The organism is Curtobacterium sp. MCPF17_003 (genome assembly GCF_003224385.1).
Lineage (GTDB): Bacteria > Actinomycetota > Actinomycetes > Actinomycetales > Microbacteriaceae > Curtobacterium > Curtobacterium flaccumfaciens.
In genome coordinates this window covers 389,507-407,820 of sequence record NZ_QKLC01000001.1, presented here as the reverse complement: position 1 = coordinate 407,820, position 18,314 = coordinate 389,507, and the positions used below count along the sequence as shown (strand labels likewise).

14 protein-coding genes are annotated in these 18,314 nt (G+C 72.0%); 6 read left to right on the top strand and 8 right to left on the bottom strand.

The genetic code is table 11. The features are described from left to right. Positions 1-52 precede the first annotated feature (52 nt). On the top strand, positions 53-1,336 hold the full coding sequence (locus DEJ30_RS01925) for a PP2C family protein-serine/threonine phosphatase (protein ID WP_110858795.1): 1,284 nt from the start codon (positions 53-55) through the stop codon (positions 1,334-1,336). 232 nt (positions 1,337-1,568) lie between these two features. Here DEJ30_RS01925 and DEJ30_RS01920 read toward each other — a convergent pair whose 3' ends face one another. The 4 genes from DEJ30_RS01920 to DEJ30_RS01905 all read right to left on the bottom strand — a co-directional run bounded on the left by DEJ30_RS01920 (position 1,569) and on the right by DEJ30_RS01905 (position 5,312). Next, positions 1,569-2,207, bottom strand: coding sequence for a TetR/AcrR family transcriptional regulator (locus tag DEJ30_RS01920; protein WP_110858794.1), 639 nt, complete (start codon positions 2,205-2,207; stop codon positions 1,569-1,571). Between the two features lie 72 nt (positions 2,208-2,279). Beyond that, a complete protein-coding gene (locus DEJ30_RS01915; RefSeq protein WP_110858793.1) occupies positions 2,280-2,951 on the bottom strand; it encodes a response regulator transcription factor in 672 nt (223 codons plus the stop codon). Further along, complete coding sequence (locus DEJ30_RS01910; protein WP_110858792.1) at positions 2,948-4,351, bottom strand: sensor histidine kinase; 1,404 nt, start codon at positions 4,349-4,351, stop codon at positions 2,948-2,950. Before DEJ30_RS01910 ends, DEJ30_RS01915 begins: the two co-directional genes overlap by 4 nt. Beyond that, positions 4,338-5,312 (bottom strand): CPBP family intramembrane glutamic endopeptidase, encoded by a 975-nt coding sequence (locus tag DEJ30_RS01905; protein WP_110858791.1) that lies wholly within the window; start codon positions 5,310-5,312, stop codon positions 4,338-4,340. Before DEJ30_RS01905 ends, DEJ30_RS01910 begins: the two co-directional genes overlap by 14 nt. A gap of 191 nt (positions 5,313-5,503) precedes the next feature. Here DEJ30_RS01905 and DEJ30_RS01900 point away from each other — a divergent pair, with 191 nt between their 5' ends. Beyond that, the gene (locus tag DEJ30_RS01900) at positions 5,504-8,089 is read left to right on the top strand and encodes a LamG-like jellyroll fold domain-containing protein (RefSeq protein ID WP_220032913.1); all 2,586 of its coding nucleotides are present in this window, start codon (positions 5,504-5,506) and stop codon (positions 8,087-8,089) included. Positions 8,090-8,148: 59 nt separating this feature from the next. Here DEJ30_RS01900 and DEJ30_RS01895 read toward each other — a convergent pair whose 3' ends face one another. Together DEJ30_RS01895 and DEJ30_RS01890 are read right to left on the bottom strand one after the other, a co-directional pair. After that, entirely contained in the window at positions 8,149-8,706 is a 558-nt protein-coding gene (locus DEJ30_RS01895) for a low molecular weight phosphatase family protein (RefSeq protein WP_258369783.1), read from the bottom strand. Between the two features lie 2 nt (positions 8,707-8,708). Then, a complete protein-coding gene (locus DEJ30_RS01890) occupies positions 8,709-10,043 on the bottom strand; it encodes an adenylosuccinate synthase (protein WP_110858789.1) in 1,335 nt (444 codons plus the stop codon). Between the two features lie 208 nt (positions 10,044-10,251). Between DEJ30_RS01890 and DEJ30_RS01885 the strand changes: the two genes are divergently transcribed. Continuing rightward, complete coding sequence (locus DEJ30_RS01885; RefSeq protein WP_110858788.1) at positions 10,252-10,425, top strand: antitoxin; 174 nt, start codon at positions 10,252-10,254, stop codon at positions 10,423-10,425. Between the two features lie 104 nt (positions 10,426-10,529). Here the strand turns inward: DEJ30_RS01885 and DEJ30_RS18020 are convergent, their stop codons facing one another. Continuing rightward, positions 10,530-10,694, bottom strand: a complete 165-nt coding sequence (locus DEJ30_RS18020; protein ID WP_155896763.1) for a hypothetical protein — start codon at positions 10,692-10,694, stop codon at positions 10,530-10,532. A 143-nt stretch (positions 10,695-10,837) separates the two neighbouring features. Next, positions 10,838-14,479: a S8 family serine peptidase gene (locus DEJ30_RS01880; RefSeq protein ID WP_146238468.1), complete on the bottom strand. Its 3,642-nt coding sequence runs from the start codon at positions 14,477-14,479 to the stop codon at positions 10,838-10,840. A 159-nt stretch (positions 14,480-14,638) separates the two neighbouring features. Between DEJ30_RS01880 and DEJ30_RS01875 the strand changes: the two genes are divergently transcribed. The 3 genes from DEJ30_RS01875 to DEJ30_RS01865 are packed head-to-tail and all read left to right on the top strand — an operon-like array spanning position 14,639 to position 18,293. Beyond that, positions 14,639-15,313, top strand: coding sequence for a TetR/AcrR family transcriptional regulator (locus DEJ30_RS01875; RefSeq protein WP_110858786.1), 675 nt, complete (start codon positions 14,639-14,641; stop codon positions 15,311-15,313). Continuing rightward, positions 15,310-16,062 carry a hypothetical protein gene (locus DEJ30_RS01870; RefSeq protein WP_110858785.1) on the top strand — a complete coding sequence of 251 codons (753 nt, stop codon included), beginning with the start codon at positions 15,310-15,312 and terminating at the stop codon, positions 16,060-16,062. The genes DEJ30_RS01875 and DEJ30_RS01870 overlap by 4 nt, the downstream gene beginning before the upstream one ends. Continuing rightward, on the top strand, positions 16,059-18,293 hold the full coding sequence (locus DEJ30_RS01865) for a YhgE/Pip domain-containing protein (RefSeq protein WP_110858784.1): 2,235 nt from the start codon (positions 16,059-16,061) through the stop codon (positions 18,291-18,293). Before DEJ30_RS01870 ends, DEJ30_RS01865 begins: the two co-directional genes overlap by 4 nt. Positions 18,294-18,314 lie beyond the last annotated feature (21 nt).

The window sequence follows — 18,314 nt, the reverse complement described above, 5'->3', positions numbered from 1 at the left end:
GCGGGACCGTCACCGGGCAGCGACGACCCCGTTCCACTAGCCTGCACTGAGCATGATTCGCCCAACCAGCATCGTCGACAACCCTCTCGTCCGTCAGGCTCCGATCAGCGGCCTGTTGGCGCTGTCGGCGTTCCTCAGCGTCGTGATGCCGTCGCTGGTGATCACCGAGCACGACCTGTTCGTCGCGAGCGTCGTCGGCATGGTCGTCGCGACCCTGCTGAGCGCGATCCCCACGCTCGTGCGCCGCGCGGCCTGGGTGGTGCCGATCCTGCTGACCGTCGACTTCCTGACGATCGCGCTGCTGCGCACCGGGACGGGTGCGGGTGCCTCGGTGTTCACGGCGCTCGTGGTGCTGCCGGTGATCTGGTGGGCGTCGCTCGAGGGGCGTCGGACCGTGGTGTTCGCGGTGCTCGGTCTGCTGGTCGTGATGCTCGCCCCGTACGTGCTGACCCCGACCGACCCGCCCGGCCCGAGCGAACTCGTCCGCGTCGGTGCCGTCGTGATCGTGTTCGGCACGGTCGCCGTCGTCGTGCACGAACTCTCCCGTCGTTCGCGCCTGAACCTGCGGTCGGCCGAGGCCCGCGAGGGCAAGGTCCGCGCCGAGATCGACCGGGCAGCAGCGGTCCAGCGGTCACTGCTCCCGACGACGACCGGCCGCATCACCGACGACGTCGTCGTCGCCGGTGCCTGCCTGCCGGCCCGGAGCGTCGGCGGTGACTTCTTCGACTGGTACCCGACCAACAGCGGAGTGGCGGTGAGCCTCGGCGACGTGATGGGCAAGGGCGTCGGTGCCGGCCTGATCGCCGCGGCGGTCCGGTCGACACTCCGGAGCGCCCGGACGGTCGACGATCCGGCCGAGGCGCTGAAGCGGGCCTCCGACGGCCTGACCGCCGAGGGCGTCGGACCGGACCTCGCCTTCACCACGTTGTTCCACGCGCGGATCTCCGACGACGGCACCCTCCGGTGGTCCGACGCCGGGCACGGGCTGAGCTTCGTGCTGCGCGCCGACGGGCACGTCGACCGGCTCCGGTCCGGGGACATGCCGCTGGGGCTCGGTATCCGCGAGGAGTGGGCGACGACCGAGGGCACCCTCGAACCCGGTGACCTGCTCGTCTCGTTCAGTGACGGCGTGCTCGACCTGTACGACGACCTGGACCAGACGATCGAGTCCGTCGCCGAGATCGCCCGCGCCGGCCGCGACCCGCACGCGGTCGTGCTCGCGCTGTCGGCCCGCGCCGACGAGGTCCCGCACGACGACGACGTGACGGTGATCGCGATCCGCCGGCAGCCGGTCGAGGTCGACACGGAGCGACCGCTCGCGATGCGCGCCGACTGACGGCGCGGAACGAGCCACCGCCGACTGACTGCGCGGAACGAGCGCACGCCCACCGACGGCACGGAACGAGCGCCCGCGGCCGACGGCGCGGAACGAGCGCCGCCTGCCGAGATTGGTACGCGCCGCCGCTCGAACCCGAATCGTGCGGCGGCGCGTGCAGACGGTGAGCGTCTGCCCTCGGACGCCCTAGCGTCCTCGGTCTGTGGGGGCGGCCCGACGGGCCACCGGAGGGTCAACCGACCCGGTCGAGGTCCCAGAGGGGCGGCACGTACGCGCGGGACCAGCCCTCGCGCAGGCGCGTCACGGCGCGGTCGAAGGCCTCGAGCAGGTCCATCTCCGGCCGCACCATGGACTGCAGCTGCAGCCCCTCGTAGGTCGCGAGCAGCTGCTCCGATCCGCGGGCCGGCTCCATCGTGCCCGGCTCACGGCCGAGCAGGACGTCACGCTCCAGGGCGTGCTGCACGAAGGCGTGGAACCGTCGCCACCGGGCGTGCAGCATCGGCGCGAGCGGGTGCTCGGGCGACGCCGCGATGTTCAGCGTCGCCGTCAGGAACCGCATGAGCGACGGGTCGGCCACGTTCGCGGTGACGATCGCACGCAGGAACCGGATGGTGCCGTGCTGTTCGGCCAGGGGCATGAGCGGCACGGTGCGCTCCTCGTTCCACCGGTCGATGGTGGCGAGCAGCAGACCGTCCCAGCTCGGGAACGTGCGGTCGACGACGTCGGTGTCCACACCGGCCGCAGCCGCGACGACCTCGGGGGTCACCTCGTGCAGCGGACGGGAACGCAACGCCGTGATCATCCCGTGGATGACCTCGCCCCGCAGGGAGGGGTCGTCGGAGGTGGTCACCGGCGGCGCTTCGATGTGCATGCATACACTCCAGCAAAGTCCCGTGACCGTGCACAGTCCCCCGAACGGGAACGCGCGTTCCCCGGACAGGCCCTACGGCTGGTCCGGCACCGTCACGATCCGGTTCTGGTACGCCCACACCACGGCCTGCAGCCGCGACCGCACCCCGAGCTTCGGCAGCATCCGCGCCAGGTGCGACTTGACGGTCGACACCTCGAGCACGAGCGCAGCGGCGATCTCCTCGTTCGACATCCCCTGCGCCAGCAGCAGGAGCACCTCGCGCTCGCGGGCGGTCAGCACGCCGTCGGCCCGGTCGCCGGAGACCGGCTGCAGGCTCCGCCGTGACACGAACTCCCGCAGCACCCGCCGGGTCAGGGCCTGGTCGAGCGTGCCGTTGCCGGCGGCGACCTGCCGTACGGCGTCGATGATCGTGTCCGGCTCGGCGTCCTTCAGCAGGAAGCCGGAGGCACCGGCCTCGAGCGCCCCGAACACGTAGTCGTCCAGGTCGAACGTCGTCAGCATGAGCGCGGGGATCGCCGGATCGGCGTCCGGTGCGCAGAAGATCCGGGCGAGTTCGATGCCGTTCATCACCGGCATCCGGATGTCCAGGCAGGCGACGTCGGGTCGCGTCTCGCGCGCCAGCGCGAGCGCCTCGCCGCCGTCGGCGGCCACGCCGACCACCTCGATGTCCGGCTCCGCGCCGAGGAGCGCGGACACCCCGGCGCGGACCAGGGGCTGGTCGTCCGCGACCAGCACGCGGATCACGCGACCACCCCGGTGCCGTCGGCGGCCTGCGCGGGTGCGGTAGGTGCCTCCCGGCCGAGCGCCAGCTCCACCAGCCATCCACCGGTCGCGGTCGGGCCGGTCTGGAGGCGCGCCCCGACCAGGTCCGCCCGCTCGCGCATCCCCCGCAGACCGTTGCCGCCCGAGGGAGAGGTCCCCGCTGCCGGGACGGTGGCGGGTGCGTTGTCCACCCGGATCACCACCCGGGTCGCGTCACGGTCGTCGATGGTGACGGTGCACGGGGCGGACGGGGCGTGCAGGGCGGCGTTCGCCAGCGCCTCCTGGACGGTGCGGTAGGCCGCGAGCTGCGCGAGCGGGCCGACGCCGTCGGCCAGCGGGCGGTCACCCGGCAGCACGTCGAGGCGGACGTCGCTGCGGAACCGGGCACGTTCGGCCAGGTCGACGATGCCGGCGACCGTCTCGACGGCGCGCTCCGCCGGGGTGTCGTCGCGGAGCAGGCCGACCAGGCGGCGGAGGTCCTCGAGCACGGCGGTGCTCTGCTCGCGGACCTGGCGGGCACCCTCGTGGGCACGCTCCGGGTCCGCGTCGATCTGCCGGTCGATGACGGCGGCCATCAGCGCGATGCCGGACAGGTGGTGGGCGGCGATGTCGTGCAGCTCACGGGCCATCGCGGCACGTTCGCGGGACACCGCGGCGTCGACCAGGGCGTCCTGCTCGCGGTTCACGGCACTGGCCTCGGCGGTGCGGGCGACGCGGACCTCGCGGCGGGACTGCACGAGCAGGGTGACCAGCAGGGGCAGGCCGACCGCACCGATCGCCTGCAGCGCGCCCTGTCCCAGCGACCCCGCCAGGCCCGTCGAGAAATCACCGCGGAACGCACCACCGGCGATGGCGAACAGCACCGCGCTGCCGACGGCGACGAGCGCACCGGCGACCAGGAGCGTCGGCCACAGGCGGTCCAGCGGGACACGGAGCGCGGCGAGGACGACGGCGACGACCACGGGCAGCGCGGTGAGGCCGAACAGGTCGGACGACTGCGGAGCGAGCGTCGCGACCACCACCGGCAGGGCGGCGATCACGATCAGCACGGTGCGCGGTGCCCGACGGGCGGCGAGCAGGGCGGCCGACTGGACCAGCAGGGCGAGGGCCAGGACGCTCCACGCCAGGGTGAACGGTGCGGGCGCCCGCAGCGCCAGGGCGGCACCGTCGGGCTCGAGGGCGTCCAGGGGCGGCAGGCCGAGCAGCAGGCCGAGGGCGACGACGGCCGTGCCGAGGGCGACGAAGGCGTCGGCACGGCGGGCGCGCTGCGCGGGCTGGGCCGGTTGCGCGGGCTGGGCCGGTTGCGCGCGCTGCGCTGTCGGCTCGGGCTGCGCTGCCGGCTCGGCCGGTGCGCGCAGCGCGTCGTGCTCAGCGGGTGCCATCGTTGGATCCTACGAGGCGGGCGCGGGTGGGGACCGGTGCGTCGAGGGGCAGGGCGCGTCGGGCGGGGTCGTAGCCCAGGCGGCCACGGGTCGCGACGAGGAGCACCACGGCGGCGATCGTCGACATGATGGTCAGGCCGATCATCAGCGTGCCGGCGGTCATGCTCGGGTACATCTCGGGGAAGAGCGTCGAGATCGTGTTGTTCACGCCGACGTGCAGCAGCAGGGCCAGGGGCAGGCTCTCGCGGGTCTTGTTGAAGACCTGGATCATCACGACGTTGAAGGTGATGGTGAACAGGGCGAACACGACGGGCTCGCTCCAGTGCGCGTTCGGCCAGCCGCCCCAGTCGCTGAAGTACAGCGGCATGTGCCAGAGCGCCCAGATCGGGCCGAGGATCGCGGCCGCGCCGAGGCCCCCGAAGCGGTGCTGCAGGCGGGGCAGGGCGAAGTCGCGCCAGCCGGGCTCCTCGCTCAGGCCGGTCGAGAACAGCTGGATGACCAGGCCGGGGACGAGCATGGCGAAGGCGAGGGCCGAGGGGGCCCGCACGTCACCACCGGCGAACGGCAGCGCGGACACGACGATCAGGGCCGGCACGACGACGAGCGCCAGCGCGTACCAGTACCAGGCGACCCGCCAGCGGAACAGCCGTCCGACCCAGCGGCGGAGCCCCGCGCGACCGTCGGCGACCGCGGTGACGATGAACGCGCTGCCCAACGGGCCGAGGAGTGCCCCGGGCAGGACGCCCGTGAACTGCGCGCTGCCCAGGACCTCGGGGAAGTGGATGTCCCACACGCCCATGCCGTGCGGCGACAGGATGTACGGCACCCACGCGAGCCAGCTCAGGCCGAGTGCCATGGTGAAGAAGGACACGAGCGGGTGCCGGGCGATGAGGCCGCGGACACCCCCTCGCTCGCGGGCTGCGGTGCCGGCGGTGGGCCGGACTTCGGTGGTGTTCGTCATGCACACGACGCTAGGAACCTGCGCGCTCGGGGACGACCGGCTTCGGGATGCACCTGCGCGAGTTCCATCGAAGGATGCAAGCGCCGTTCGGGCCGTCCGTCCGTCGTTGCAGGGGTGGTGGTCGCCTGCCGCTCACGCTGTGGTCACACTCAGGAAACCACCGCGACAGACGTCGCCACCAGCATCGTCGCGTGACCGCACACCGCTCTCGCCATCGATCCCCCGCCCTGGCCGCCACCGCCCTCGCCCTCGCCGCCGCCGTCGGCGTCCCCGTCCTGACCGCCGCGCCGGCTCCGGCCGCGGCGGCTCCCGTCCCCGCCGAGGACCTCGCGTCCCGCTTCACCCTCGCGGTGCTGCCGGACACGCAGTTCTACTCGCGCTACTCGGCGTCGCAGTTCCTCCCCCGCTACGGCGACGACCCGTTCCACGTGCAGACGGAGTGGCTCGCCGAGCACGCCGACGAGCTGCGCATCCCGTTCACCACGCACGTCGGCGACGTCGTCGACCAGGTCGGCCAGGCCGGCGAGTGGCAGGCGGCCGACCGGGCGATGTCGGTGCTCGACGACGCCGGGCTGCCGTACAGCATCACGACGGGCAACCACGACGTCCGGAACTCCGCCGACACCGTGTTCGACACCTCGTACGACCTCGCCGCCGAGCCGTACCTGCAGACCTTCCCGGCGTCCCGAGCCACCGGTCAGCCGACCGTCGAGTCCGGCACCGACCACACCGGGCTGAGCCAGTTCCACGTGTTCGAGGCCGAGGGACAGCGGTTCCTCTCGCTCGCGTTGCCGTGGCGTGCCTCGGACGAGACCCTCGCGTGGGCGAACCAGGTGATCGCGGCCCACCCGACCCTGCCGACGATCCTGACCTCGCACGAGGTCATCAACATCGCCACCGACGGCCTCACCGCGGTCGACACGGCCTACGGCGAGCGTCTGTGGAAGAACGTCATCGCCCCGAACGACCAGGTCTTCCTGACCCTCAACGGGCACTTCCACGGCTCCACCTGGAAGAGCCGCACGAACACGGCGGGGCACGCGGTGACGCAGGTCCTGATCGATCACCAGATGGACTACGAGGGCGGCAACGGCTACCTCGGCCTGATGGAGTTCGACCTGACGAACGGCACCCTCGCGATGCAGACCGCGTCGCCGTGGGTGACCTGGAAGCCGTCCTCGACCCTGACGTCCTACGACCAGCCGCTGCTCGACGCCGCCAACCAGCGGTACACCGTGCCGGTGGACTTCCGTGCACGCTTCGCCGGGTTCGCACCGGACTTCCGCGCCGGATCCGCCGACGAGCCGCCGCTCATCGACCGGGCCCGCCAGATGCTGCTCGACGGGTTCGAGGGCGCTCCGCCGGTGACGACCGAGCTGCCCGGCGGCCGTGCCGACCACACCGAGGTCGACGGCACGCTGGCCTGGTGGCGTCCCGGTGCGCAGGAGCCCGGCACCCTCGCGCCCGGTGCGACCGTGGACGACGTCGTCGGTGACGCCGACCTCACCCGCATGACCCACGCCGAGTCCGGCTCCCCGACCGCGCAGGACACCGACGTCACGATCGTCGACGAAGCGCACCCGCTCTCCTCCGACGGCGCCGGGCTCTGCTTCGCGAACGCCGACAAGGCCGCGAAGCGCTTCAGCGCACTGACCTCGCCCGGCGACACGACGGTCGACCGTGCGACGTTCCCGGACGGCTACACGATCGAGACGTTCCTCGAGGTCGACCCGTCCTGGACCGACGGCGCGAACGCGTGGTCGAAGGCGATCGTCCGGAGTGGCAACCGCTCCCAGATCGGCGTCCCGCAGACCCGCTGGGACTGGACCGCGTCCCCGGCCGCGCTCGGCATCTCGAACCTCAAGGAGTTCCAGTGGACCGAGATCACCGCGGACGCCGCGAAGGGTGACCGCACCGCGTGGTCCGGCGAGATCATCCCCGGCCGCTGGCTGCACGTCGCCCTCGTGAACGACGCCGACGCCCACACCACCACGATGTACATCGACGGCGCCCCGGTTCTCCGCAACGCCACCGACACCGGTGGGCAGACCGTGCAGGACGGCATGCCGTGGCTGTTCGGCAGCGACTGGGTCGACGACGCCGCCACGAACGGCTGGAACGGCTGCATCGGTGAGACCCGCGTGGTCGACCACCCGATCGGAGCCGAATCCTGGCTGACCGCCCGCGCCGACCTCGACGCGCTCACCGTCGACGAGCCCGGCACCCAGGCCGTACCGACCGCGATCACCGGTGACGGGCACCCCGGTGCCACCGTCACGCTCTCCGGCGCGGTGACCGGCACCACCGAGGTCCGGTCCGACGGTGGTTGGACGGTCGAGCTGGCCGGCGACGACTCCCGTCGCGCCGCCGCCGTGCGCGCGGTCGAGACCAGCTCGGCCGAGGCGGTCCAGTCGATCGGCACCCGGAGCGGGACGGCGGTCGCGTTCGCGGTCGCGGTGCCAGCCGAGGCCGAACCGGAGGATCCGGACGCACCCGCACCGGGCACCCCCGGCGACGAGACGCCCGGCGCGGGCGACAGCGGCACGGGCGACGGCGCTGCGGACGCTCCCGCCGTCCCGGTCGGCGACGTCCCCGGAGCCGGTGACCGCCCGGTCGCCGACGGCGAACTCGCCTTCACCGGCGCACACGGGCTCGGGCTCCTCGGGGTCACGGCGCTGCTGCTGCTCGTGACCGGCGCAGCGGTGCTGCTGCGGCGCCGCCTGGGCGGTCTGCCCCGCGTGACCGGCCCCGCAACGGACGCCGGCACCGGTCGGTAGCACGACAACGACGCCAGGCCCGGTGCCAGCTGGCACTTGGCCTGGCGTCCGTCAGGGGGTCAGACCACCGCGCGCAACGCGTCCGCGATGCCGGTCAGGGCCACGTCGAGCTCGTCGGCGACGCGCTGGTGGGTCGCCGTCGAGCGACGGTAGGGGTCGTCGACGTCGTCGTCGGCCGGGTCGGCGGGCGGCGGGACGGTGCCGCGCAGGCGGGCGACGCGCTCCACGAGCTGCTGCGGGCTCGTCACGTCGGCCAGGTCACCGGGCTCGAGGCCGGCGAGCACCCGCGCGAACTGCTTGATCGTGAACGTCCGCTTGGACGCCCGGGGCGCCAGGGAGACGGCGGCTGCGCGGTGCGATCGCTCGGCGGTCAGCACCAGGTCGGCACGCTCGACGATGTCGGCCGTCAGGTACCGCGACCGGTGGGCCGTCGGCTCGCCGCCGAGTCGCACGGACTGCTCGGCCGCGGCGGCGTCCATCGGGGCGCCGTCGTCGGCGATGGTGCCGGCCGACTCGACCACGAACGCCGGGGCGTCCGGGCCGAGCCGTGCCGTCAGGACCTGCGCGCCGAGCGGGGACCGGCAGATGTTGCCGCTGCAGACGAACAGGATCCGCATCGTCACGCTGCGTCGGTGCGTTCGCCGGCGCGCTCGTCGGCACGTTCGTCAGCACCGAGCAGGTCGTGCCGAACGACGATGGCGTCACGGCCGGGACCGACACCGATCGCGGAGATCCGTGCGCCGGACATCGCCTCGATCGCCAGGACGTAGTCCTGCGCGTTCTTCGGCAGGTCGTCGAAGGTGCGGGCTCCGGTGATGTCCTCGGTCCAGCCGGGGAACTCCTGGTACACCGGCTTCGCGTGGTGGAAGTCGGACTGGTTGACCGGGACCTCGTCGACGCGGACGCCGTCGACCTCGTACGCGACGCACACCGGGATCGTCTCGAGCCCGGTCAGGACGTCGAGCTTGGTGAGCACGAAGTCGGTCACACCGTTGATGCGTGCCGTGTAGCGGGCGATCGGGGCGTCGTACCAGCCACAGCGGCGCGGGCGGCCGGTGGTGGTGCCGAACTCGAAGCCGTTGGCCCGCAGGAACTCGCCCGACTCGTCGAACAGCTCGGTCGGGAACGGACCGGCACCGACGCGGGTCGTGTACGCCTTGACGATGCCGATGATCCGCTCGAGCTTGCCCGGGCCGATGCCCGAACCGGTCGCAGCGCCGCCGGCGGTCGCGGACGACGAGGTGACGAACGGGTAGGTGCCGTGGTCGACGTCGAGCATCGTGGCCTGGCCGGCTTCGAACAGGACGGTCTCGCCACGCTCCAGGGCACGGTGGATCTCGAGGGCGGTGTCGGCGACCATCGGGCGCAAACGCTCGGCGAACGAGAGCAGCGACTCGACGACTTCTTCCGGGTCGATCGCGCGGCGGTTGAAGACCTTGACCAGCAGGTGGTTCTTCTGGTCGAGCGCGGCCTCGACCTTCTGGCGCAGGATGTTCTCGTCGAAGATGTCCTGGATCCGGATGCCGACGCGGTTGATCTTGTCGGCGTAGGTCGGGCCGATGCCGCGACCGGTGGTGCCGATCTGGCGCTTGCCCAGGAACCGCTCGGTCACCTTGTCGACGGTGCGGTGGTAGTGCGTGATGACGTGGGCGTTGGCCGACACGAGCAGCTTCGAGACGTCGACGCCGCGGGCGCGCAGGGCGTCGAGCTCCTGGAACAACACCTCGAGGTCGACGACGACGCCGTTCCCGATGATGGGGGTCACACCGGGCGTCAGGATGCCGGAGGGCAGCAGGTGCAGGGCGTACTTCTCGCCGCCGACGACGACGGTGTGGCCGGCGTTGTTGCCGCCGTTGAACTTCACGACGTAGTCGATGCGGGAGCCGAGGAGGTCGGTGGCCTTCCCCTTGCCCTCGTCGCCCCACTGGGCGCCGATGATGACTGCTGCGGGCATCTGGTTCTCCTCACGTTGGCGGAGGACCGCACACGGCCGTCCGGGCCGGTGGTCCACCCGAGTCTATCGGCTGGTCACCTGCGCGTCACCCGCTGTGACGCCCTGTGGACGGCACGCTGCTTGTCCACATCCAGCGCACCTGGGTGTCCGTCCGGATCGGTCGGAGCACGGTCGGACCCGTCCAGATCCACCAGGGAAGGAGCACGACATGAGCGGCATCGGAGACAAGGCGAAGGACTTCGCCGACAGCGACAAGGGCGAGAAGGCCACGGACACCGGCCTCGACAAGGCGGGTGACGCGGCCGACAAGGCGACCGGCGGCGGGCACGGCGACCAGATCGGCAAGGCCGAGGACGCGGCCGACGGCAAGATCGGCAAGTGACGTCCGAGACGTCACCGGCAGACAGACGGGAGGCGCGGTGCCAGCTGGCACCGCGCCTCCCGTCTGTGTGTCGGTGCGTCCCGGATCGCCCGGCCGACCCCGGATCAGCTCCGGAAGAAGTCCTGGTACGACGGGTCACCGACGGGCTGGGAGTGCCCGGGCTCGGCCAGGCGCTGCTCGATCATGGCCTGGATGACGTCCGGCGGAGTGAGTCCACGACGGCGCCACTCGACCGGGTTGGACCGGAGCTGGTTCAGCGTGTTCTGCATGGGAGCAACACTGGCACCACGTAACTAGTTTGTCTAACTACCTGTCCCGTACACGCACCGACGAGTCGAGACCCCTGCACGAAGAGGAGGTGCCGGGCCCGATCCGGGCCCGGCACCTCCTGGTCACCGTGTCGAACGGCGGATCAGCGCGCCACCTTCACGGTCGGCTTCGACGTCGCCGTGCCGTCCTGGTAGCCCGTCGCCTTCGCGACGACCGTCACCGACATCCGGTGACCCGCGTCCGCGGAGCCGAGCGTGTACGACGAACCCGTGGCGTTCGTCACGGCCTTGCCGTCGCGCAGCCACCGGTACGAGTAGGTGACGCCCGTGCCGCTCCACTTGCCGTGGCCCGCCTTGAGCTTCGACCCGACCTTCGGCGTGCCGGCGATCGACACCCCGCTGCCCTTCTGGAGCTGCAGGGTCGGGGCCACCCAGGTCGCGGCGACACTCTGCGCCTGGCTGCCGACCGCGTTGCCGAGGTGGAGCAGCAGGACCCGGGCACTCGCGACACCGGGCGACCGCGTGACCTGGAGCGAGCCCCGGTCGGCGAAGACGACACCCGTCGATGAGCCCTGCGCGAAGGCCAGGGGCGGCTTCGCCGGGTTGAACGCCACCGGGGTGGTCTCGTCCACGATCGACGAGCCGCTCGTGGCCGCAGCCGGCGCGTAGGCCGACTCGGTCAGGACCGAGTACGTGAACGTCGACGTCGCACCGATCAGCGCGGCATCCACCGTCAGCACCTTCACCGTGCTGTCGAAGGTGTTGACGTCCTGCCCGGGCGCACCGCCGTTGAGGGGCTGCGCGTCGACGGTCTTGCCGGTCGCGAGGTCGACCGTCGTGGCGAGGGTGGCGTCGATGGTGGCCGACTTCGCGTCGTAGACCAGGTAGTCCGGCTCACCGTCGCGGTCCGTGTCGATCAGCACCTCGACGTTGGTCACGGCGCCCGGGTTGGCGTCGGGTCCCGCGGTCTGGATGCCGAACGCCAGCGTGCCGGACGCCTTGTCGAAGCTCGCCCCGTAGGCCCGGACGTCCGCGGCTCGGAGCGACTGCGACGCCGAACCCTCCGCGAACGTCTCCTGGGGGTCCGTCCCGCCGAGCACGAACGGCGCGACCGCCGCGTGGTACCCCGTCGTCGCCGTCCCCTGGTCGACCACCCGGCCACGCAGCGGCAGGTCGGCGGTCTTCTGGGAGCCGGTGTACGTGATGCCCGCGCCGCGGACGGCACTCACGGGCTTCGGCGCGACGTACGTGCCGACCCGCAGCGGATCGGTCGTGGTGTCGGTCGGGGTGAAGGTGACGAGTCCGGTGGCCGCCGCGACGAACTCGCGCTGGTACCCCTTCTGGACCGACTCCTGGGTGGGGTCGATGACCCGGCGGAGGGCCGTCGGGTCGGCGATCGTGAACGTCAGGTCCACGACGGCACCCCGGCCCGGCTGGACCGTGACGCGCTTGGTGCTGAGCGAGAACGCCACACCCGGCTGGGACACCCGCGGCTGGTAGGCCACGTCGTAGGTGTGCGCGGTCGAGCTGGTGTTCTCGACGAGCAGGGACCGGGTCTCGGTGGTCTTCGCGGCGACCTCGACGACACCGAACGAGGCGGTGACGAGCTGGCCGTTCTCGACGCTGCGGACCGTGGTGTCCGCCGTGACGGCCTGCAGCGCGTCGACGCGGCCGGTGCCCTGACGGAGCAGGGTCGCGGTGCCGTCACCGTCCTCGACGTCGTGCGTCGCCGTGTTCATCAGCGCCGCCTTCACCTGCGGGGCGGACCAGGTCGGGTGCGACTGGAACGTCAGCGCCGCGATGCCCGCGACGTCCGGCGTGGCCATCGAGGTGCCGCTCATCGACATGCGGCCGTCACCGGTGCCGTTGGCCGCCGAGATCACGTTGACCCCGGGGCCGGCGATGTCCGGCTTGACGATGTCGGCGAACGACCCGTGCACGCCACGGCTGGTGAACGACGCGAGCGTGTTCACGGCGTCCGCCTCGAAGGCGACCTCGAAGCCCTTGAGCTCGTCCGCGAAGCGGACGTGCAGGGTCCCCGCCTTGGCGGTGGCCTGGAGGCTCGCCACGCTCTTCGCGGTCAGCTCGGCACCCGGGATGGTCGCGTTGCCACCGATGCCGGATTCGAACGTGTCGAGCGTGCCCGCCAGCAGGACGCCGACGCCGCCGGCGGCCTCGACGTTGTCGAAGCGGACAGCGGAACCGCACTCGAGCGCGGCGTCGGTCCACTTCAGCCAGACGACCTTGCCCGCGATCTCCGCGGCGTCCGCGGGGCTGAACGCTGCGCAGCCGTCGATGTTCGTGGTCGGGACGACGACGTCGCCCTCGACGGGCAGGGTGCCCGTGAAGTTGGACGAGTACTGCGAACGGTAGGTCTTCGCGACGTCGGCCGGCGCGGTGACCTGGACGCCGTCGTAGAGCGACTGGCCCGTGGCGCTCGCGGCGACGGTGAGCGCACCCTCGGCGTTGCCCGGCGAACCACCGATGTCGGTGAAGTCGTCGGCGTTGCCCGAGGCGATCACGGGGAGCACGCCGCGAGCGGTCAGTGCGTCGATCTTGGCGTTGTCGGGGTCGTCCGGCGCGCCGTAGTCGGAGCCGAGCGACAGGTTCAGGACGTTGATGTCCTTGCCCTCGGTGAGCGCCTGGCCCACCCAGTCGAGCGCGGCACCGGTGACGTCGGTCGAGCCGCCGTTGTCACCGAAGACCTTCAGGGCGTACAGGCCGGCCTCGGGCGCGGTGCCCGGACCGATCCACATGTCCTGCACCTGCTGCGTGGTGAGCTTGGTGTAGTCACCGTCGAACCGCTGCTTGTCGGCGGTCAGGCCGTAGCCGGCGATCGAGCCGGACACGTGCGTGCCGTGGTCGCCGCCCTTGCCGTCGATCGGGTTGTCGTCGGGAGCCGGCACCGGGTCGTAGGCGTCCGGGTCCGTCGGGTCGGCGTTGTAGGTCGCACCGGCGAAGTCGTACCCGCCGAGGAACTTCGACGCGTCGTACAGGCTCGGGTCCGGGGCGCCGCCGCTCGCGTTCGCCAGGGCCTGCTGGTACGCCTCGGTGGTGCCGGGGCCGCCGAAGTCGGCCTGCGTGTAGTCGAGCCCGGTGTCGAGGACGGCGACGTTGACGTCCTTGCCGGTGTGGCCGGTCTGCTGCCAGGCGTCGAGCGAACGCGTGTAGACGTCGCTCGCGGCGTTCTTCGGCGCGACGCCGTCGGCACCGGGCTGGACCAGGCCGGGGTCGACGCCCGAGGGAGCGGCGTCGGCGTCCTCGTTGACCGTCGGCTCGACGATCTTCTTCGGCGTGAGCGGGATGATGCTCTCGACGTCGGACCGCTCCGCGATCTGCCGGAACGCGTCGACGTCGGCGACGACCGCGACTCCGGGGACGGTGTACTCGGTCGAGTAGAGCTCGGTCGCCTCGGCGTCGGCTCGCTCGACGGCCGACCGCACCGCGGCGACGGTCGACTGGATCGCCTGGACGCGGTTCTTGGCTGCGGAGGACTGGGTCCGCGACTTCGTCAGGTCCCCGCCCTTCGCCTTGGCGTCCACTTCGAGGGCACCCTGGCCGGTCGTGCGCACGAACGCGGCGACGGTCTTCGTCGGCTTGGCGTCACGGAGCGGGGCGGAGAGCTTGAGGTCGGCCACCGAGATCCCGGCCGGAGCTGCGGAGGCCGCACCCCCGACTGCGAGACCGCCACACGCGAGGGCCGCGACGGCGATGCCGGCGGTCAGGACGCGGGTGAAGCGACGGGGTGTTGGGTTCGGGTCGGGAATCGGTGTTGCACGGTTCAAAGAGGGCACTCCAGGCTCAGTCCGTGGTTCGCATGAGATTCCTGTGAAGCTATGCGTTCGTTCTCAGGCAGGACAGTCCGCTCTTTGGGGGACCCCCCTCGTCCGGGGGACGGATCCTGTTAAGTTGCACACCTGTGTGCACGTTATTACGATGGGTCCGTGACCACCACCGAGCAGCCCTCCCGCGCGCCCCGCCGCGACGCCGCGGAGAACCGGGCAGCCCTCCTCGACGCGGCGAAGACCTGCCTGCAGCAGGACCCTGATGCCTCGATCGAGACGATCGCCGCGTCGGCCGGCCTGTCGCGCCGTGCGGTGTACGGACACTTCCCCTCGCGCGACGACCTGGTGCGCGAGGTCGTGACCGCCGGCGCCGCCCGGATCGCGGCCGCCATGCCCACCACCTCGGACCTGCAGGAGCTCCCGCCGGCCGCACGCCTCGCCGCCATCGCCGTGACGCTCTGGACCGAGGTGTCGCACGTCCGCTCGATGGCCCGGGTCGCCGTGCGCAGCCCCTTCGCGGAGCCCGTCGCCGAGGTGTTCGCCCCGCTGCGCTCACAGGTGCGCCAGGCGTGCGCGCTCGGGATCGCCGACGGCGCCATGCGGAACGACGTCGACCCCGAGACCCTCGGCCGTCTGGTCGAGGGCGCGTGCATCGCCGTCCTCGACGAGGCCACCCGTTCCGGCACGAGCGACGAGGACGGACGGCGCATGGTGGTGGTGTCGGCGCTGGGCACGGCCGGCATCGACTGGCGCACCGCGCTGCTCTCCGAACCCGCCGCTCCTGCTCCTGCTCCTGCTCCCGCTCCCGCTCTCGTCCGGAAGGACCACGCATGACGCTCGAACTCGACCACGTCGGCATCGGCGAGGAGCCCGGCGCGCCCCTGCCCGTCGTCTCCGCCGTCGCCGCCCCCGGACGCCCGGGGGTCCTCGCCGTCGAGACCGAGCAGGCACCCGTGCTCGCGTCACTCGTCGCCGGTGGCCGCATGCAGCCCGACACCGGGCGGCTGCTGCTCGACGGCCACGAGGACCCGGCAGCCGTCCGGCGCTCGTTCGCCCTCGTCGACACCCCCGGGGTCGCCGAGCCCTTCCCCGTCATGACCCTCAAGCAGATCGTGCGCGAGGAGCTCGCGTTCGCCGGGCAGCGCCCGAACCGCGAGCACGTCGACACCGTGCTCGACGAGCTCGGACTGCGGGACTACGTCGACACCGCCGTGCAGCGGGTGCCCACCGCCGTGCGTGTCCGGCTGCTCGTCGAACTCGCCCTGCTCCGCGACGGTGTGACCGGCATCGTGATCACCTCGCCCGAGCGGCACGGCGGCGCCGTCGAGGACTGGTTCCAGGTGGTCCGCGACGTCACACGACGGGGCGTGACCGTGGTCCTCGTGACCTCGAAGGCCGCCGCCGCGACCGTCGAGCACCTGCTCGACACGATCGACACGCACGACGACGTCGCGACGCTCGTGACGCCCCAGACCGAGGACCCCGAGGACGTGGCCCGAACCGACGGAACCGAGCCGGGCCTCCCGGCCGCTCCTTCCGTCACCGAAGCATCCGCAACCGTCCCGACGGAGGCACAGAAGTGACCACCACCTCGCTCGTCCGCGCAGAACTCGCGCGGCTCACCGCGACCCCGCTCGCACGCCTGGCGTTCATCGCGCTGATGATCGTGCCGCTGCTGTACGGCGGCGCCTACCTGTGGGCGAACCGCGACCCCTACGCGAAGCTCGACCAGATCCCCGCCGCGATCGTGAACCTCGACGCCGGCGCCACGCTGGACGGCGAGCACGTCGACTACGGCAAGGACGTCACGAAGGAGGCCATCGACGGCGCCGACTTCAAGTGGACGAAGACCAGCGCCGCCGATGCCCGCTCCGGCGTCCGGAACGGCACCTACGACTTCGTCGTCACCATCCCGCACGACTTCTCCGAGCACCTGGTGTCCGCGCAGTCCGACGACCCGACGCAGGCGAAGCTCGTCATGACGACGGCCGACACGAACTCGTACTTGGCCTCCACCATCGCCGAGCAGGCGGGCAAGACCATGCGCACCGCCGTCGCCGAGCGCGTCGGCAAGCAGGCGGCGAAGACCCTGCTCGTCGGGCTCGCCGACGTGCGGGACAGCCTCGGCGACGCCGTCGACGGGGCCGATGAACTCGCCTCCGGAACCGCCAAGGCGGACTCGGGTGCGCACGAGCTCGCCGACGGCACCGGCAAGCTGTCCTCCGGTGCGGCGGAGCTCGCGTCCGGCACGGCCGACCTGCCGTCGCAGACCCAGCAGCTGAACAGCGGGGCGCAGCAGGTGGCGTCGGGGGCGTCGACCCTGGCGTCCGGGCTGGCCAGCGCGCAGCAGCAGACGGCGGCGCTGCCGTCGCAGACGCAGCAGTTGAACGCGGGGGCGCAGCAGCTGCAGACCGGGCTGCACCAGCTCCGTGACCAGACGGCCTCGCTGCCGTCGGACTCGCAGAAGCTCGCCAGTGGAGCCTCGCAGGTCGCCACCGGGAACGCCACGCTGGCCAACGAGGCAACGCCGTTCATCGAGGGTGTCCAGCAGCTCTCGGCGCAGTCGCCGCAACTCGTCGCGTCGCTGAAGCCGGTCGTGCAGGCGTCCACGGTGCTCACCCCGGAGCAGAAGACCACGCTGCTCGCCGGACTCGACGACCTGCAGGCCGGCAGCGCCGACCTCGGCACCGGTGCCGGCGAACTGTCGGGCAACCTGCAGAAGCTCAAGACCGGCAGCGCGCAGGTGTCCGCCGGGGCATCGCAGCTCGCCGAGCAGGCTCCGGCGCTGACGAGTGGCATCCAGCAGCTCTCCGACGGCTCCGACACGCTCGCCGCCGGCACCGGCAAGCTCGCGGCGAAGGCTCCGGAGCTGTCGTCCGGCATCGCCACCGCGGCGACGGGCGCATCCACGCTCTCGTCCGGAGCGTCGAAGGTGGCCGACGGGACGTCGACGCTGGCCGCTGCGGCTCCGACCCTGTCGTCCGGTGCGTCGCAGCTCGCGTCCGGGGCGAAGACCGCGGACCAGGGCGCTTCGTCGCTCGCATCGGGGCTCGACGAGCTCAAGACGGGCTCGTCGAAGCTCGCGTCGTCGCTCGACGAGGGCCGCACGAAGATCCCGGCGTCGAACGCCTCGGAGCGTGAGTCGCAGGCCTCGGTCATCTCCGACCCGGTCAAGGTCGGGGACAACAACGTCGCCGCCGCGTCGAACTACGGCGCCGGCCTCGCGCCGTTCTTCATCTCGCTCGCAGCCTGGATCGGCATGTACGCGCTGTTCCTCATCCTCAAGCCGATCTCGAAGCGTGCGATCACGGCGGTGCGGAAGCCCCTCGCGGTGGTGTTCGGCGGCTGGCTGACCCCGGCGCTCCTCGGCCTGGTGCAGATGGTGGCGCTGTTCTTCATCGTGCGCTTCGCCCTCGACCTGAACGTGGTGCACGTCGGCGGCACGATCGGCATCATGGTGCTGGCCTCGGCGACCTTCGCGGCGATCATCATGGCGCTCAACGTGCTGCTCGGGTCCGTGGGGCAGTTCCTCGGCCTGGTGCTGATGCTCGTGCAGCTCGTCACCGCTGGTGGCACGTTCCCGTGGCAGACGCTGCCGGGACCGTTGGCGGCGCTGCACTTCGCGCTGCCGATGACGTACTCGGTCGACGCGATCCGGCAGACGATGTACGGCGGGAACCTCGGCGCCGCGTGGTCCGACGCGGGCGTGCTGCTCTGCTGGCTGCTCGGGGCGCTCCTGGTGTCCTTCGTGGTCACGGCGCGGCAGACCCGTTCCCGCACGCTGCGCGACCTGCGCCCGAGCCTGATCGGGTAGCGGAGCGCGCGGGGGCGCCGG

Excerpts from the sequence above, each read along its gene's own strand:
- DEJ30_RS01925 (WP_110858795.1), top strand. The coding sequence starts at position 53 with ATGATTCGCCCAACCAGCATCGTCGACAACCCTCTCGTCCGTCAGGCT.
- DEJ30_RS01920 (WP_110858794.1), bottom strand. The coding sequence starts at position 2,207 with ATGCACATCGAAGCGCCGCCGGTGACCACCTCCGACGACCCCTCCCTG.
- DEJ30_RS01910 (WP_110858792.1), bottom strand. The coding sequence starts at position 4,351 with ATGGCACCCGCTGAGCACGACGCGCTGCGCGCACCGGCCGAGCCGGCA.
- DEJ30_RS01905 (WP_110858791.1), bottom strand. The coding sequence starts at position 5,312 with ATGACGAACACCACCGAAGTCCGGCCCACCGCCGGCACCGCAGCCCGC.
- DEJ30_RS01895 (WP_258369783.1), bottom strand. The coding sequence starts at position 8,706 with ATGCGGATCCTGTTCGTCTGCAGCGGCAACATCTGCCGGTCCCCGCTC.
- DEJ30_RS01890 (WP_110858789.1), bottom strand. The coding sequence starts at position 10,043 with ATGCCCGCAGCAGTCATCATCGGCGCCCAGTGGGGCGACGAGGGCAAG.
- DEJ30_RS01885 (WP_110858788.1), top strand. The coding sequence starts at position 10,252 with ATGAGCGGCATCGGAGACAAGGCGAAGGACTTCGCCGACAGCGACAAG.
- DEJ30_RS18020 (WP_155896763.1), bottom strand. The coding sequence starts at position 10,694 with ATGCAGAACACGCTGAACCAGCTCCGGTCCAACCCGGTCGAGTGGCGC.
- DEJ30_RS01870 (WP_110858785.1), top strand. The coding sequence starts at position 15,310 with ATGACGCTCGAACTCGACCACGTCGGCATCGGCGAGGAGCCCGGCGCG.